Origin of the sequence: Pseudomonas fuscovaginae SE-1 (assembly GCF_000364705.1) — a bacterium.
Taxonomy (GTDB): Bacteria; Pseudomonadota; Gammaproteobacteria; order Pseudomonadales; family Pseudomonadaceae; genus Aquipseudomonas; species Aquipseudomonas fuscovaginae_A.
Window position 1 is genome coordinate 1 of the sequence record NZ_AQOH01000021.1, and the last position, 13,753, is coordinate 13,753.

Consider the following 13,753-nt stretch of genomic DNA (forward strand, 5'->3'; position numbering starts at 1 on the left):
TGGCAGGCGCGGTGCCCGCGACTTTCAGCACCAGGATCAGGTCGCCGGTACCGACTTCGTCGTTCAGTTTGACGTTGATGCTTTCCACCACGCCGGCAGCCGGCGAAGGGATTTCCATGCTGGCCTTGTCGGACTCGAGGGTGATCAGCGACTGATCGGCCTCGATGGTGTCGCCGACCTTGACCGAGATCTCGATGATCTGGGCCTTGCCCGACGAACCGATGTCCGGCACGTGCACCTGCTGCGCCGAGGCGGCAGCCGGGGCGGCGCTTGGAGCGGCCGCCGGTGCAGGGGCTGGAGCCGGTGCGGCGGCGGCAGGGGCCGGGCCAGCCGCGGGGGCCGGGGCAGCGGCGCCCTCGACTTCCAGTTCCAGCAGCTCGTCGCCTTCCTTCAGGCGATCGCCCAGCTTCACTTTCAGGCTCTTGATGACACCGGTCTTCGGCGCGGGCACTTCCATGCTCGCCTTGTCCGACTCCAGGGTCAGGATGCTCTGGTCGGCTTCGATGCGGTCGCCGACTTTCACAAACAGTTCGATTACTTCACCTTCACCGCTGCCGATGTCAGGTACGCGAATGAGTTCGCTCACAGGGGGTCTCCTCAGCAGTCCAGTGGGTTGCGTTTTTCCGGGTCGATACCGAACTTGGCGATAGCCTCGGCCACCACTTTAGGCTCGATGTCGCCACGGTCAGCCAAGGCTTCCAGGGCTGCCAACACCACGAAATGACGATCGACTTCGAAGAAGTGACGCAGCTTCTTGCGGCTGTCACTGCGGCCGAAACCGTCGGTACCCAGGACCTTGAACTCCTTGGATGGGACCCACTGGCGGATCTGTTCAGCGAACAGCTTCATGTAGTCGGTGGACGCGATCACCGGACCCTTGCGGCCGGAGAGGCATTGCTCGACATAGCTCTGCTTCGGCTTCTGGCCAGGGTGCAGGCGGTTGCTGCGTTCCACGGCCAGGCCGTCGCGGCGCAGTTCGTTGAAGCTGGTGACGCTCCAGACGTCGGCGCCGATGTTGAACTGCTCGCGCAGGATCTTCGCCGCTTCACGCACTTCGCGCAGGATGGTGCCGGAGCCCATCAGTTGTACGTGGTGAGCGGCTTCCTTGGTGTCTTCCTCGAGCAGATACATGCCCTTGATGATGCCTTCCTCGACGCCGGCCGGAATGGCTGGCTGCTGGTAGGACTCGTTCATCACGGTGATGTAGTAGAAGACGTCCTGCTGCTCTTCGGTCATCTTCTTCATGCCGTCCTGGATGATCACCGCCAGCTCGTAGCCGTAGGTCGGATCATAGGTGCGGCAGTTCGGGATGGTGCCGGCCAGCATGTGGCTGTGACCATCTTCGTGCTGCAGGCCTTCGCCGTTCAGGGTGGTCCGGCCGGCGGTACCGCCGATCAGGAAACCACGGGTACGGCTGTCGCCAGCCGCCCAGGCCAGGTCGCCGATACGCTGGAAGCCGAACATCGAGTAGAAGATGTAGAACGGCAGCATCGGCTGGTTGTGGCTGGAGTACGAAGTACCGGCGGCGATGAAGGAGCTCATGGCGCCCGCTTCGTTGATGCCTTCCTCGAGGATCTGGCCTTTCTTGTCCTCGCGGTAGAACATCACCTGGTCCTTGTCGACCGGCTCGTAGAGCTGGCCGACGGACGAGTAGATGCCCAGTTGGCGGAACATGCCTTCCATACCGAAGGTACGGGCTTCGTCCGGGATGATCGGGACGATGCGCGGGCCGATTTCCTTGTCCTTGACCAGTTGCGCGAGGATTCGCACGAAGGCCATGGTGGTGGAGATTTCACGGTCGCCCGAGCCGTCCAGGATGGCCTTGAGGGTATCCAGTGGCGGAGTCGGAACGCTGAAGCTCTTGGCGCGACGCTGCGGTACGAAACCACCCAGGGCGGCACGACGCTCGCTCAGGTAGCGGGCTTCGGCGCTGCCTTCTTCCGGCTTGAAGAATGGCAGGTGTTCCAGCTCCTCGTCCTTGACCGGGATGTCGAAACGATCGCGGAACGAACGCAGGCTGTCGACGTCGACCTTCTTGGTGTTGTGGGCGGTGTTTTTCGCTTCGCCCGCACCGGTGCCGTAACCCTTGATGGTCTTGGCCAGGATGACGGTAGGCTGTTCCTTGTGGTTGACCGCCTGGTGGTAGGCTGCATAGACCTTGTACGGGTCGTGGCCACCGCGGTTGAGTTTCCAGATCTCGTCGTCGGACAGGTCGGCAACCATCGCCTTGAGTTCAGGCGAGTTGAAGAAGTGCTCGCGGACGAACGCGCCGTCCTTGGCCTTGTAGTTCTGGTATTCGCCGTCGATGACTTCGTCCATGCGGCGCTGCAGGATGCCGTCGGTGTCCTTGGCCAGCAGTGGGTCCCAGAAACGGCCCCAGATGACCTTGTTGACGTTCCACTGGGCACCACGGAACACGCCTTCGAGTTCCTGGATGATCTTGCCGTTGCCGCGAACCGGGCCGTCGAGGCGCTGCAGGTTGCAGTTGATGACGAAGATCAGGTTGTCCAGCTTCTCGCGGCCGGCCAGGGCGATGGCGCCCAGGGATTCCGGCTCGTCGCACTCGCCGTCGCCCATGAAGCACCAGACTTTCTGCTTGCCTGGCTGGATAAAGCCACGGGCTTCCAGGTACTTCATGAAGCGTGCCTGGTAGATCGCCTGGATCGGGCCCAGACCCATGGAAACGGTCGGGAACTGCCAGAAATCAGGCATCAGCCATGGGTGCGGGTAGGACGACAGGCCGTTGCCATCGACTTCCTGGCGGAAGTTGTTCATCTGGTCTTCGCTGATGCGGCCTTCCATGAAGGCGCGGGCGTAGACGCCTGGCGAGGCGTGGCCCTGGAAGTAGATCAGGTCGCCGCCGTGTTCGTCGGTCGGGGCCTGGAAGAAGTAGTTGAAGCCGATGTCGTACAGGGTGGCACTGGAGGCGAAGCTGGAGATGTGACCGCCCAGGTCAGAATCTTTCAGGTTCGTGCGCATGACCATGGCCAACGCGTTCCAACGTACCAGCGAGCGAATGCGGCGTTCCATGAACAGGTCGCCAGGCATGCGTGCTTCGTGGGTGACGGGAATCGTGTTGCGGTACGGCGTGGTGATGGCGTAGGGCAGTTGCGAGCCGCTGCGGGTCGCGAGTTCACCCATACGGGTCATCAGATAGTGAGCACGGTCTTCGCCTTCTTTGTCGAGAACCGATTCCAGGGCGTCCAGCCATTCCTGGGTTTCGACGGGATCGAGGTCTTGCATGGCTTGCTCCAGGGCGGAAAGGCTTCCAGAATCGGTTGCCTGAGTTTGCGACTGGCCTTGTGGGCAGACGACATAAATTCTTGGATGATCCGGAGGTTGTTCCGGGGTTCTGTAGTTTTACTACAAATCGCCAACCATTTCAGCCTTTCGAATGTATAGACGAGTAGTAAAACTACAGATCAATGTACGAAAACTTCCTGTTGCATTGTGAGAATAATCGATATTGTTGGTTGAAAATAAACCTGTTCAGGTGTGAGCTTGATGTTGGCTGCCAAAAAAAACCGATTATCAGCTATTTCCAACTTTTGTTCGACACTCCTTTTCGGGGCATGTTTCTCGCCCTCACCGTTTGCGGCTGCTTGTTCGCCGATCAAGGATAGACCATGAGCCTACCTGCACTGGCCGTTTTGCCGGCCATTCTCCAGCCTTTTGTCAGCCGGGCCGAACAGTCCTTCCGCGCCGCCGTCGCCGCATTGGGCGACGATCACGGCCTGGCCGGATGGCCGTCCGGGCGCTGGGCCGATTTCGCCCGGGTCAGTGCCGCCAGTGATTTCTTCATTGAACAGGCGATCCGTGACCCTTTGATGTTGCTGGAGCTGGTGCAGTTCGGCGACCTGGATCGGGTTTTCGCGCCCGGGGAAATGTGCGGGCAGATCGCTGCCGCGGTCCAGCAGGCGCAAAGCGAGGATGAGCTGGGTCGGGTATTGCGGCGTCAGCGCAATCGTCAGCAGGTACGGATCATCTGGCGTGACCTGACGCGCCAGGCCGATCTGGTGCAGACCTGTCGCGATCTTTCGGACATGGCCGATGCCTGCATCGACCAGGCCTATCAATGGTTGTACCAGCGCCATTGCCAGCAATTCGGCACGCCGACCGGCCGGCGCAGTGGCGAGCCGCAGCAGATGGTCATCCTCGGCATGGGCAAGCTCGGTGCCGTGGAGTTGAACCTGTCCTCCGACATCGACCTGATCTTCGCCTACCCGGAAGGTGGCGAGACCGTCGGCGTGAAGCGCCCGCTGGATAACCAGGAATTCTTCATTCGTCTGGGGCAGCGGCTGATCAAGGCGCTGGACCCGATCACCGTCGACGGATTCGTCTTTCGTGTCGACATGCGCCTGCGTCCGTATGGGTCGGCCGGCGCGCTGGTACTGAGCTTCAACGCCCTGGAGCAGTACTATCAGGACCAGGGGCGCGACTGGGAACGCTACGCGATGATCAAGGCGCGGGTGGTGGCTGGTGACCAGGTGGCCGGTGCGCAGTTGCTGGAAATGTTGCGGCCGTTCGTCTATCGGCGCTACCTGGACTTTTCCGCGATCGAGGCGCTGCGCACCATGAAACAGTTGATCCAGCAGGAGGTCCGGCGCAAGGGCATGGCCGAGAACATCAAGCTGGGGGCTGGTGGCATTCGCGAGGTGGAGTTCATTGCCCAGGCGTTTCAGCTGATTCACGGCGGGCGTGACCTGAGCCTGCAGCAGCGGCCGTTGCTGAAGGTGCTGGGCACCCTCGAGGGCCAGGGTTACCTGCCCTCGGCGGTGGTCGCCGAATTGCGCACGGGCTATGAGTTCCTGCGTTACACCGAGCATGCGATCCAGGCGATCGCCGATCGCCAGACCCAGATGCTGCCCGATGACGACAAGGATCGGGCGCGTATCGCCTTCATGCTCGGCTTCGATAACTGGGATGCCTTCCATGCAGAACTGATGCACTGGCGTGGCCGGATCGATTGGCACTTCCGCCAGGTCATCGCCGATCCGGACGAGGATGAGAACGAGGATTGCCAGGTCGCCGTGGGGGGCGAATGGTTGCCCCTGTGGGAGGAGGCCCAGGACGAGGAGGCCGCCAGTCGCCAGTTGCAGGAGGCCGGTTTCAAGGATGCTCCCAAGGCATTGAAGCAGCTTGCGTCGCTGCGTGCCAGTCCGCAGTTGCGGGCCATGCAGCGTCTCGGGCGCGAGCGCCTCGATGCCTTTATCCCGCGATTGCTCGCCCAGGCGGTCGAGCACGCCGATCCGGACCTGGTACTGGAGCGGGTGTTGCCGTTGGTCGAGGCGGTGGCCCGACGTTCCGCCTATCTGGTGCTGCTCACGGAAAACCCCGGGGCCTTGCGTCAATTGCTGACCCTGTGTGCCGCCAGCCCGTGGATTGCCGAGCAGATCACCCGGTTCCCGATGCTGCTCGACGAATTGCTCAACGAGGGCCGGCTGTTCAAGCCACCGCTGGCGCCGGAGTTGGCCGCCGAGCTGCGTGAGCGCCTGACGCGGATTCCCGAGGATGACCTCGAGCAGCAGATGGAAGCTCTGCGCCACTTCAAGCTGGCGCACCGGTTGCGGGTCGCCGCTTCGGAAATCTCCGGCAGCCTGCCATTGATGAAGGTCAGCGACTATCTGACCTGGCTGGCCGAGGCGATCCTGGAGCAGGTGCTGGCCCTGGCCTGGCGGCAAACGGTGAGCAAGTACGGCTCGCCGCGGCGCGCCGATGGTACGCTGTGCGATCCCGGCTTCATCATCGTCGGCTATGGCAAGGTCGGTGGGATCGAACTCGGGCATGGCTCGGACCTGGACCTGGTGTTCATCCACGATGGCGACCCGAATGCCGAAACCGACGGCGCCAAGCCGATCGACACGGCCCAGTTCTTCACCCGCCTGGGGCAGCGGATCATTCATCTGCTGACCACCCAGACCAACTCCGGCCAGCTCTATGAGGTCGACATGCGCCTGCGTCCGTCGGGTGCTTCCGGCCTGTTGGTCAGTTCCCTCGGCGCGTTCGAACGCTATCAGCAGAACGAGGCCTGGACCTGGGAGCACCAGGCGTTGATCCGGGCCCGGGTACTGGTCGGTTGCCAGGACGTCGGGGCGGCCTTCGAGAAAGTCCGTGCGGCGGTGCTGGGGCGCGAGCGCGATCTGCCGACCCTGCGCCAGGAAGTCAGCGAGATGCGCGCCAAGATGCGCGACAACCTCGGCAGCAAGGCGACCGCGGCCGGTATGGCGGCCAATGCCTTCGAGGCGACGGCGCCGTTTGACCTGAAGCAGGACGCCGGAGGTATCGTCGATATCGAATTTATGGTGCAATACGCGACTTTGGCCTGGTCGAAAGAGCACCCGGCGTTACTGCGTTACACGGATAACATCCGCATCCTTGAGGGGCTGGAGCAGGCCGGGTTGATCCCCGCGGCCGATGCCGGCCTGCTGCGCGAGGCCTACAAGGCTTATCGTTCCGCCGCCCATCGCCAGGCCCTGCAGAAGGAGGCCGGCGTCATCGGTGGCGACCAGTTCGCGGTCGAGCGGCGCGATGTGATGCGGATCTGGGCTGAACTGGGACTAAGCTAGGGCCTGTAGAGAGGGTCGTCATGCAGGCGCTTTCGTACAGGGCCTGGGACGGCCATGGGCAAAGACCGGGGAGGCTACAGGCCTCCCTGATCGTTTCCGGAATATTTATGAAGATTCTCATCGTTGGGCCCAGTTGGGTCGGTGACATGGTGATGGCTCAGACACTGTTCCAGTGTCTGAAACAACGCCACCCGCAGTGCGAGATCGATGTGCTGGCTCCCGAGTGGAGCCGCCCGATCCTCGAGCGCATGCCCGAAGTGCGTGCCGCCTTGAGCTTTCCGCTCGGCCACGGCGTACTGGACCTGGCTACCCGGCGCAAGATCGGCAAATCCCTGGTCGGTCAGTATGACCAGGCCATTCTGCTGCCCAACTCGTTGAAGTCGGCGTTGGTGCCGTTCTTTGCCGGCATCCCGAAGCGCACCGGCTGGCGTGGCGAATTCCGCTACGGCCTGCTCAATGACGTGCGCAAGCTGGATAAAGAACGCTATCCGCTGATGATCGAGCGGTTCATGGCCCTGGCCTATGAACCGGGCGCCGAATTGCCAAGGCCTTATCCCAGCCCACGTCTGCAGATTGATCCGGTCAGCCGTGAGGCGGCGTTGGGCAAGTTCGAGCTGACACTCGATCGACCGGTGCTGGCCCTGTGTCCTGGCGCCGAGTTCGGCGAATCCAAGCGCTGGCCATCGGAGCATTATGCGAAAGTCGCCGAAACGAAGATTCGCGAGGGCTGGCAGGTCTGGCTGTTCGGTTCGAAGAACGATCATGCGGTCGGTGAGGATATTCGCCAGCGGCTGATTCCCGGGCTGCGTGAGGAGTCGGTCAACCTCAGTGGGGCCACTTCGCTGGCCGAGGCGATCGACCTGCTGTCCTGTGCCGACTCCGTGGTGTCCAACGACTCGGGGCTGATGCATGTGGCCGCGGCGTTGAATCGTCCGCTGGTGGCGGTCTATGGCTCGACCTCGCCGGGCTTCACGCCGCCGCTGGCGGACCAGGTGGAAATCGTCCGCCTGGGCCTGGAGTGCAGCCCCTGCTTCGAGCGTACCTGTCGTTTCGGGCACTACAACTGCCTGCGCCAGCTGTTGCCCGCGCCCGTGAATGAAGCCCTGCAGCGTCTGCAGGGTTCCCCGGTCGAGGTCCGGTAACTTGCGAGTATTGCTGGTCAAGACATCCTCCCTGGGAGACGTGATCCATGCGCTGCCGGCCTTGACCGATGCGGCCCGGGCGATTCCCGGCATCCGCTTCGACTGGGTGGTCGAGGAAGGTTTCGCCGAGATTCCGAGCTGGCATCCGGCGGTGGACAAGGTGATTCCGGTCGCTATCCGCCGCTGGCGCAAGAACCTCTGGCAGACCTTCAAGAGTGGCGAGTGGAAGCGCTTCAAGCAAACCCTGCGCGCAACGAAGTACGATCTGGTGATCGATGCCCAGGGCCTGGTGAAAAGCGCGTTCCTGACCCGTTACGTGAAAGCCCCGGTCGCCGGGCTGGACAAACAGTCGGCCCGTGAGCCGCTGGCCAGTCGGTTCTATTCCCGACGCCTGGCCGTGGCGCGGGGGCAGCATGCGGTCGAGCGGGTGCGACAGCTGTTCGCCGTGGCGCTGGGCTATGACTTGCCCGGCGGACTGGGCGATTACGGCCTGGATGTCGAGAAGCTGGTGGTGTTGCCACGCAGCAGGACGCCGTTCGTGCTGTTTCTCCATGGCACCACCTGGGACACCAAGCACTGGCCCGAAGCCTACTGGCGTGAGTTGGCCGAGCGGATGGGACAACTGGGCGTCGAAGTGAAGTTGCCTTGGGGCAACGCTGTCGAGAAGGCACGCGCCGAGCGGATCGCCCGAGGGCTGAGGCATGCGGTGGTGCTGCCGAAGCTGAATCTGGCCGGGGTGGGCAAGGTTCTGGCCGACGCCAGCGCCTGTGTCGCCGTGGATACCGGCCTGGGCCACCTGGCCGCCGCGCTGGATGTGCCGACGCTGTCGCTGTTCGGTCCGACCAATCCGGGGCTGACCGGCGCCTACGGCAAGTCGCAGATTCACCTGGCGAGCGACTTCTCCTGTGCGCCCTGCCTGCAAAAGAAATGCACCTATGTGCCCACCGCCGAAGACCAGAAGCGCTTCGATCTCAAGCGCGAGTTGCCGCTGTGCTTCACGCGGCTCAACCCTGAACGTGTTGCCAGCCGGCTGACCGCGTTGTTACTGGCCGAGGAGCGGCACTGATGCAACTGGCTTTTGTCCTGTACAAGTATTTTCCCTTCGGTGGCCTGCAGCGCGACTTCATGCGTATCGCCTTGGAGTGCCAGCGTCGCGGCCACCAGATCCGTGTCTATACGCTGATCTGGGAGGGCGATGTTCCGCCCGGATTCGAAGTGCTGGTGGTGCCGATCAAGGCGTTCTCCAACCATCGGCGCAACGAGAAGCTCAGTGCCTGGATGGAGGCCGACCTGGCCAGGCGTCCGGTGGATCGGCTGATCGGCTTCAACAAGATGCCCGGCCTCGACGTGTACTACGCCGCCGACGGCTGCTTCGAGGACAAGGCGCAAAACCTGCGGCATTCGCTGTACCGTTTCTGGGGTCGCTACAAGCACTTCGCCGAGTACGAGCGGGCAGTGTTCGCCCGGGATGCGAAGACCGAGATCCTGATGATCTCCGAGGTGCAGCAGCCGCTGTTCATCAAGCATTACGACACGCCGTTGGAGCGTTTTCACCTGCTGCCTCCGGGGATTGCCCAGGACCGCCGGGCGCCGGCCAATGCGGCCGAGATCCGCGCCGAGTTCCGCCGTGAATTCAAACTGGCGGAGGACGAGTATCTACTGGTGCAGATCGGCTCCGGGTTCAAGACCAAGGGTGTCGATCGCAGCCTCAAGGCCCTGGCGGCATTGCCGGCAGAACTGAAAAAACGTACCCGGCTATTTGTAATCGGCCAGGACGATCCCAAGGTATTCCAGATGCAGAGTGCTGCGCTGGGGCTGGGCGAACATGTGCAGTTTCTCAAGGGACGCGGCGATATCCCGCGGTTCCTGCTGGGGGCCGACCTGCTGATTCATCCGGCCTACAACGAGAACACCGGCACCGTGCTGCTGGAGGCGCTGGTGTCCGGTTTGCCGGTGCTGGTCAGCGCGGTCTGCGGTTATGCCCACTACATTGCCGAGGCCGATGGCGGCCTGGTGCTGGACGAGCCGTTCGAGCAGAACCAGCTCAATCAATACCTGAAGCGGATGCTGTCCGATGGGACGGCGCGCACGGCATGGAGCCGCAACGGTCTGGCCTTCGCCGAGACGGCCGATCTCTACAGCATGCCGCAGCACGCTGCGGATGTGATTCTGGCGGAGCAACACCGATGAAGTTGATTCTTGCCGAACCCTTCAAGAGCCTGTGGGCCGGGCGCGACGCGTTCGCCGAGGTCGAGCGCTTGCAGGGCAAGGTTTATCGCGAGCTGGAGGCTCGTCGGACGTTGCGCACGGAAGTCGCCGGGCGTGGCTACTTCGTGAAGATCCATCATGGCATTGGCTGGCGCGAAATCTTCAAGAACCTGTTGACCGCGAAAATGCCGGTGCTGGGTGCCGGCCAGGAATGGCGGGCGATCCAGTGCCTGCACCAGGCCGGGGTGCCCACCATGACCGGCGTGGCCTACGGCGAGCGTGGCAGCAACCCCGCCGGCCAGGATTCGTTCATTGTCACCGAAGAACTGGCGCCTACCATCAGTCTCGAAGACTACACCCTGCAATGGCCGGTGCAGCCGCCAGAGCCGCGGCTCAAGCGCGCGCTGATCGCCGAAGTGGCGCGCATGACCGGTGGCATGCATCGGGCCGGGCTCAACCATCGAGACTGCTATATCGCCCATTTCCTGCTGCATACCGACAGGCCGGTGACGGCCGATGATCTCAAGCTTTCGGTCATTGACCTGCATCGTGCACAGGTTCGCCCGAGCATCCCGCGCCGCTGGCGGAACAAGGACCTGGCGGGACTGTATTTCTCGGTGCTGGATATCGGCCTTACCCGGCGCGACAAATTGCGTTTCCTGCGGGGCTATTTCCTCCGGCCGCTGCGTGAGGTCTTGCGTGACGAGGCTCCGTTGCTGGCCTGGTTGGAACGCAAGGCCGAAAAGCTCTACAAGCGCAAGCAGCGTTACGGGGATGCGCTCTGATGTCGGGTTGGAAACTGGAACCTGAATACGCGGCGCTGGCGGACGATTTTGGCAGCCTGGAGGCGGTGTTCGCCCTCGAGGGTGAGCACCTGACCCGCGATCCGCTGTCGGAGGTCATTCGGGTCAATCGCAACGGCGTGAACTATTACGTCAAGCGCTACTCCGGCGCGGGCAAGGGGCTGCGGCAGTATTTCGGCCGGCCGCGGGTCCGTTCGGAATGGCAGAACCTCAAGCGTTTCGCCAAGTGGGGGATTCCGACCGCCGAAGTGATCGCCTGGGGCCTGGAACGCCGGGGTGCCGCTTACCATCGGGGTGCCATGATCACGCGTGAGCTGCCCAATACCGAGGACCTTTCGGCGCTGGCCAACCGCAATGATCCATTGCTGCGCGATCGTGCCTGGGTCGATGGTGTCAGCCGGCAGTTGGCTCGCTACACACGTATCATGCATGACCAGCGTTTCACCCATAACGATCTGAAGTGGCGCAACCTGCTGGTCGATGACCAGGCCCAACTGTTCCTGATCGATTGTCCCAATGGTGAGTTCTGGCGCGGTTTCTGGCTGCGCTACCGGATCACCAAGGATCTGGCCTGTTTGGACAAGGTGGCCAAGTATCACTTGTCGGCTACCCAGCGGCTGCGTTTTTACTTGCAGTACCGCCAACGTAACCGGCTGAATGCGGCGGACAAGAAACGCATTCGGCATGTGTTGAGATTTTTCGAGGGACGGGAATGACCGACTTCCTGGCGGCTGCCGACCGCGCGTTGCTCGAACGCAACGGACTCGGCAACTTCGATGCGCTGTGGAACAAGGCGTTGGACGCGGTGGATGAGCCCAACACCAGTGGCGGTGGCTGGAGCAGCGTGTACCGGCTGGAGCTGGAAGGCCAGGCCTATTACCTCAAGCGCCAGAGCAATTACCTGACGCGTACCCTGCACAGCCCGTTGGGCGAGCCGACCTTTGCCCGCGAGTTCCGCAATATCAGCCGCTACCAGCGCCTGGGTATTGCGGCCCTGCAGGCGGCGTTCTTCGGCGAGCGTGCGGTTAAGGGCGAGCGCCGGGCCGTATTGTTGACCCGTGCGCTGGACGGCTGGAACGACCTGGACTCGTTGCTCGAGCAATGGCCGCAACTCACGCCGGTGCAGCGCCAGGCGATTCTGCGTTGCTGTGGCCTGCTGGCCCGGCAACTGCACGGGATGCGCCAGATCCACGGTTGCTTCTATCCCAAGCATATCTTCCTGCAGGAGTCGGCGGGCGGCTACCAGGCGCGGTTGATCGACCTGGAGAAAACCCGGCCGCTGCTGTTCGGGCAGCGTGACCGGGTCAAGGATCTCGAACCGCTGCTGCGTCGGGCACCGGTCTGGAGTGAAGCCGACGTTCGCGTTCTGCTGGCGGCCTATCTCGACCAGGCGCAGGACAGCTCGCTGGTGGATGCCTGGCTTCAGCGCCTCGGCGCACGGCGTAGCAGAAAGGGGAGTCGTTGATGCGTCTGTCCGAATTGAAGTCTGCCGGGCGTACGCCGGTTCTGCCCCTGAGCATCGAGCTGGCGGATGCCGCCGGTCCCGGTCAGTTGCAACTGCTCAGTCTTTTGCGAGTGCTGCCGGGGCAGCGTTATGTCGGTGCCGGGGTCTGGCGTGGCCGCACGGTGTTGGCCAAGTTGCTGGTGGGTGGCAAGGCAGCCCGGCATTTCCAGCGCGAGTTGCAGGGTGTGCGCCTGCTCGCCGAGCAGGGGTTGACCACGCCGCTGTTGCTGGCCGATGGCTTGAAGGAAGGCGAGGGCGGCTGGCTGCTGTTCGAGTTCCTGGAGGGCGCCGAAAGCCTGGCCGATGCCTGGAGGCAGGTCGAGGCGCTGCCGGCCCTGGCTGACGAACAGCAACGAGTGCTGGGCGAGGCGCTGGGTGCGATCGCACAAATGCACGGCAAGGGCCTGTGGCAGGAAGACCTGCACCTGGACAACCTGCTGCGTCATGATGGCAAGCTGCACCTGATCGACGGTGCCGGGATCCGTGCCGAGGAGGCGGGCAAACCGTTGTCCCGCGAGAAGGTACTGGAAAATCTCGGGGTATTCTTTGCCCAACTGCCCCGGCACTTCGAACCGTTCATCGAAGAGTTGCTGGTGCATTATCTGTTGAGCAATGCCGAGCACGCCTTGCCACTGGAGGCCTTGCTAAAGCAGGTCGACAGGATTCGTGGCTGGCGCCTGAGGGATTTCCTCGGCAAGGTGGGGCGTGAATGTACCCTGTTCAGCGTGCGGCGTGGGCCGTTCGCCTTGCGCGCCATTCGTCGCGAGGAAGAGGCGGCCTTGCTGCCGGTGCTGGCCCAGGCCGACCAACTGCTCGACCGGGGGCACCTGTACAAGACCGGCGGAGCGGCCAGTGTCGGCCGCATCGAGGCCGATGGCCGTACCCTGTTGCTCAAGCGCTACAACATCAAGGGGTTTGCCCACTGGCTCAAGCGCTTCTGGCGTCCAAGCCGGGCCTGGCATTCCTGGCGCGAAGGCAATCGACTGGCGTTTCTCGGTATTGCCACGCCCAAACCATTGGCCGTGCTGGAGAAGCGCTTCTGCTGGTTGCGGCGCCAGGCCTACCTGGTCACCGAGTACCTGCCGGGACCGGATATCATCGAGCGCTTTGCTCCCCATGTGGAAAGCGGCGCGGTGCCTGAAGCCGAGTTGCAGGCACTGGAGCAGTTGTTCGCCGACCTGATCCGCGAACGTGTCAGTCATGGCGACTTCAAGGGGCACAATCTGTTCTGGCACGAGGGACGCTGGACGCTGATCGATCTGGATGCGGTGCGCCAGCACTCCTCGAACGGCAGCTTTGCGCCCGCCTATGTCCGGGATCGCGCGCGGTTCATGCGCAACTGGCCCGAGAGCAGCGCCTTGTATCAGATCATCGATAGTCGGCTGCCCAGGAACATCGAGCCGGCCAATTGATGCTGCGATCGCCACGCCCCCGTTGCGCGGCGATCGGTCACTCACGGCTTGCCGCTAGAGGCTTGTCGCCGCTTTTACGCTATAATCCCGCCCTTTAGCTGTTTCTCGCCCCTTGCGA

General features: G+C 62.9%; 10 protein-coding genes. 8 read left to right on the forward strand and 2 right to left on the reverse strand.

All coding sequences use genetic code 11. From position 1 onward, the window contains the following. Together K675_RS30290 and aceE are read right to left on the reverse strand one after the other, a co-directional pair. Positions 1–586 (reverse strand): biotin/lipoyl-containing protein (locus tag K675_RS30290; RefSeq protein WP_037006239.1); only part of this gene is annotated, 586 nt, incomplete at its 3' end. 11 nt (positions 587–597) lie between these two features. After that, complete coding sequence (gene aceE / locus K675_RS0102935; RefSeq protein ID WP_017902013.1) at positions 598–3,243, reverse strand: pyruvate dehydrogenase (acetyl-transferring), homodimeric type; 2,646 nt, start codon at positions 3,241–3,243, stop codon at positions 598–600. Between the two features lie 383 nt (positions 3,244–3,626). Between aceE and glnE the strand changes: the two genes are divergently transcribed. From glnE to K675_RS0102975, 8 genes are all read left to right on the forward strand, one after another. Next, positions 3,627–6,566 (forward strand): bifunctional [glutamate--ammonia ligase]-adenylyl-L-tyrosine phosphorylase/[glutamate--ammonia-ligase] adenylyltransferase, encoded by a 2,940-nt coding sequence (glnE, locus tag K675_RS0102940; protein ID WP_017902014.1) that lies wholly within the window; start codon positions 3,627–3,629, stop codon positions 6,564–6,566. Positions 6,567–6,673: 107 nt separating this feature from the next. Further along, positions 6,674–7,708, forward strand: coding sequence for a lipopolysaccharide heptosyltransferase II (gene waaF / locus K675_RS0102945; protein ID WP_017902015.1), 1,035 nt, complete (start codon positions 6,674–6,676; stop codon positions 7,706–7,708). A gap of 1 nt (position 7,709) precedes the next feature. After that, on the forward strand, positions 7,710–8,774 hold the full coding sequence (gene waaC / locus K675_RS0102950; protein ID WP_026144868.1) for a lipopolysaccharide heptosyltransferase I: 1,065 nt from the start codon (positions 7,710–7,712) through the stop codon (positions 8,772–8,774). After that, positions 8,774–9,898, forward strand: coding sequence for a glycosyltransferase family 4 protein (locus tag K675_RS0102955; protein ID WP_017902017.1), 1,125 nt, complete (start codon positions 8,774–8,776; stop codon positions 9,896–9,898). Before waaC ends, K675_RS0102955 begins: the two co-directional genes overlap by 1 nt. After that, entirely contained in the window at positions 9,895–10,701 is an 807-nt protein-coding gene (gene rfaP / locus K675_RS0102960) for a lipopolysaccharide core heptose(I) kinase RfaP (protein WP_017902018.1), read from the forward strand. The genes K675_RS0102955 and rfaP overlap by 4 nt, the downstream gene beginning before the upstream one ends. Further along, positions 10,701–11,435, forward strand: coding sequence for a lipopolysaccharide kinase InaA family protein (locus K675_RS0102965; protein ID WP_017902019.1), 735 nt, complete (start codon positions 10,701–10,703; stop codon positions 11,433–11,435). The genes rfaP and K675_RS0102965 overlap by 1 nt, the downstream gene beginning before the upstream one ends. Next, entirely contained in the window at positions 11,432–12,184 is a 753-nt protein-coding gene (locus K675_RS0102970; protein WP_017902020.1) for a lipopolysaccharide kinase InaA family protein, read from the forward strand. The genes K675_RS0102965 and K675_RS0102970 overlap by 4 nt, the downstream gene beginning before the upstream one ends. Further along, the gene (locus tag K675_RS0102975) at positions 12,184–13,635 is read left to right on the forward strand and encodes a lipopolysaccharide kinase InaA family protein (RefSeq protein ID WP_017902021.1); all 1,452 of its coding nucleotides are present in this window, start codon (positions 12,184–12,186) and stop codon (positions 13,633–13,635) included. Before K675_RS0102970 ends, K675_RS0102975 begins: the two co-directional genes overlap by 1 nt. Positions 13,636–13,753 lie beyond the last annotated feature (118 nt).

Coding starts and splice junctions, on each gene's coding strand:
- K675_RS0102970 (WP_017902020.1), top strand. CDS start 11,432: ATGACCGACTTCCTGGCGGCTGCCGACCGCGCGTTGCTCGAACGCAAC.
- glnE (WP_017902014.1), top strand. CDS start 3,627: ATGAGCCTACCTGCACTGGCCGTTTTGCCGGCCATTCTCCAGCCTTTT.
- waaF (WP_017902015.1), top strand. CDS start 6,674: ATGAAGATTCTCATCGTTGGGCCCAGTTGGGTCGGTGACATGGTGATG.
- rfaP (WP_017902018.1), top strand. CDS start 9,895: ATGAAGTTGATTCTTGCCGAACCCTTCAAGAGCCTGTGGGCCGGGCGC.
- K675_RS0102955 (WP_017902017.1), top strand. CDS start 8,774: ATGCAACTGGCTTTTGTCCTGTACAAGTATTTTCCCTTCGGTGGCCTG.
- K675_RS0102965 (WP_017902019.1), top strand. CDS start 10,701: ATGTCGGGTTGGAAACTGGAACCTGAATACGCGGCGCTGGCGGACGAT.
- aceE (WP_017902013.1), bottom strand. CDS start 3,243: ATGCAAGACCTCGATCCCGTCGAAACCCAGGAATGGCTGGACGCCCTG.
- K675_RS0102975 (WP_017902021.1), top strand. CDS start 12,184: ATGCGTCTGTCCGAATTGAAGTCTGCCGGGCGTACGCCGGTTCTGCCC.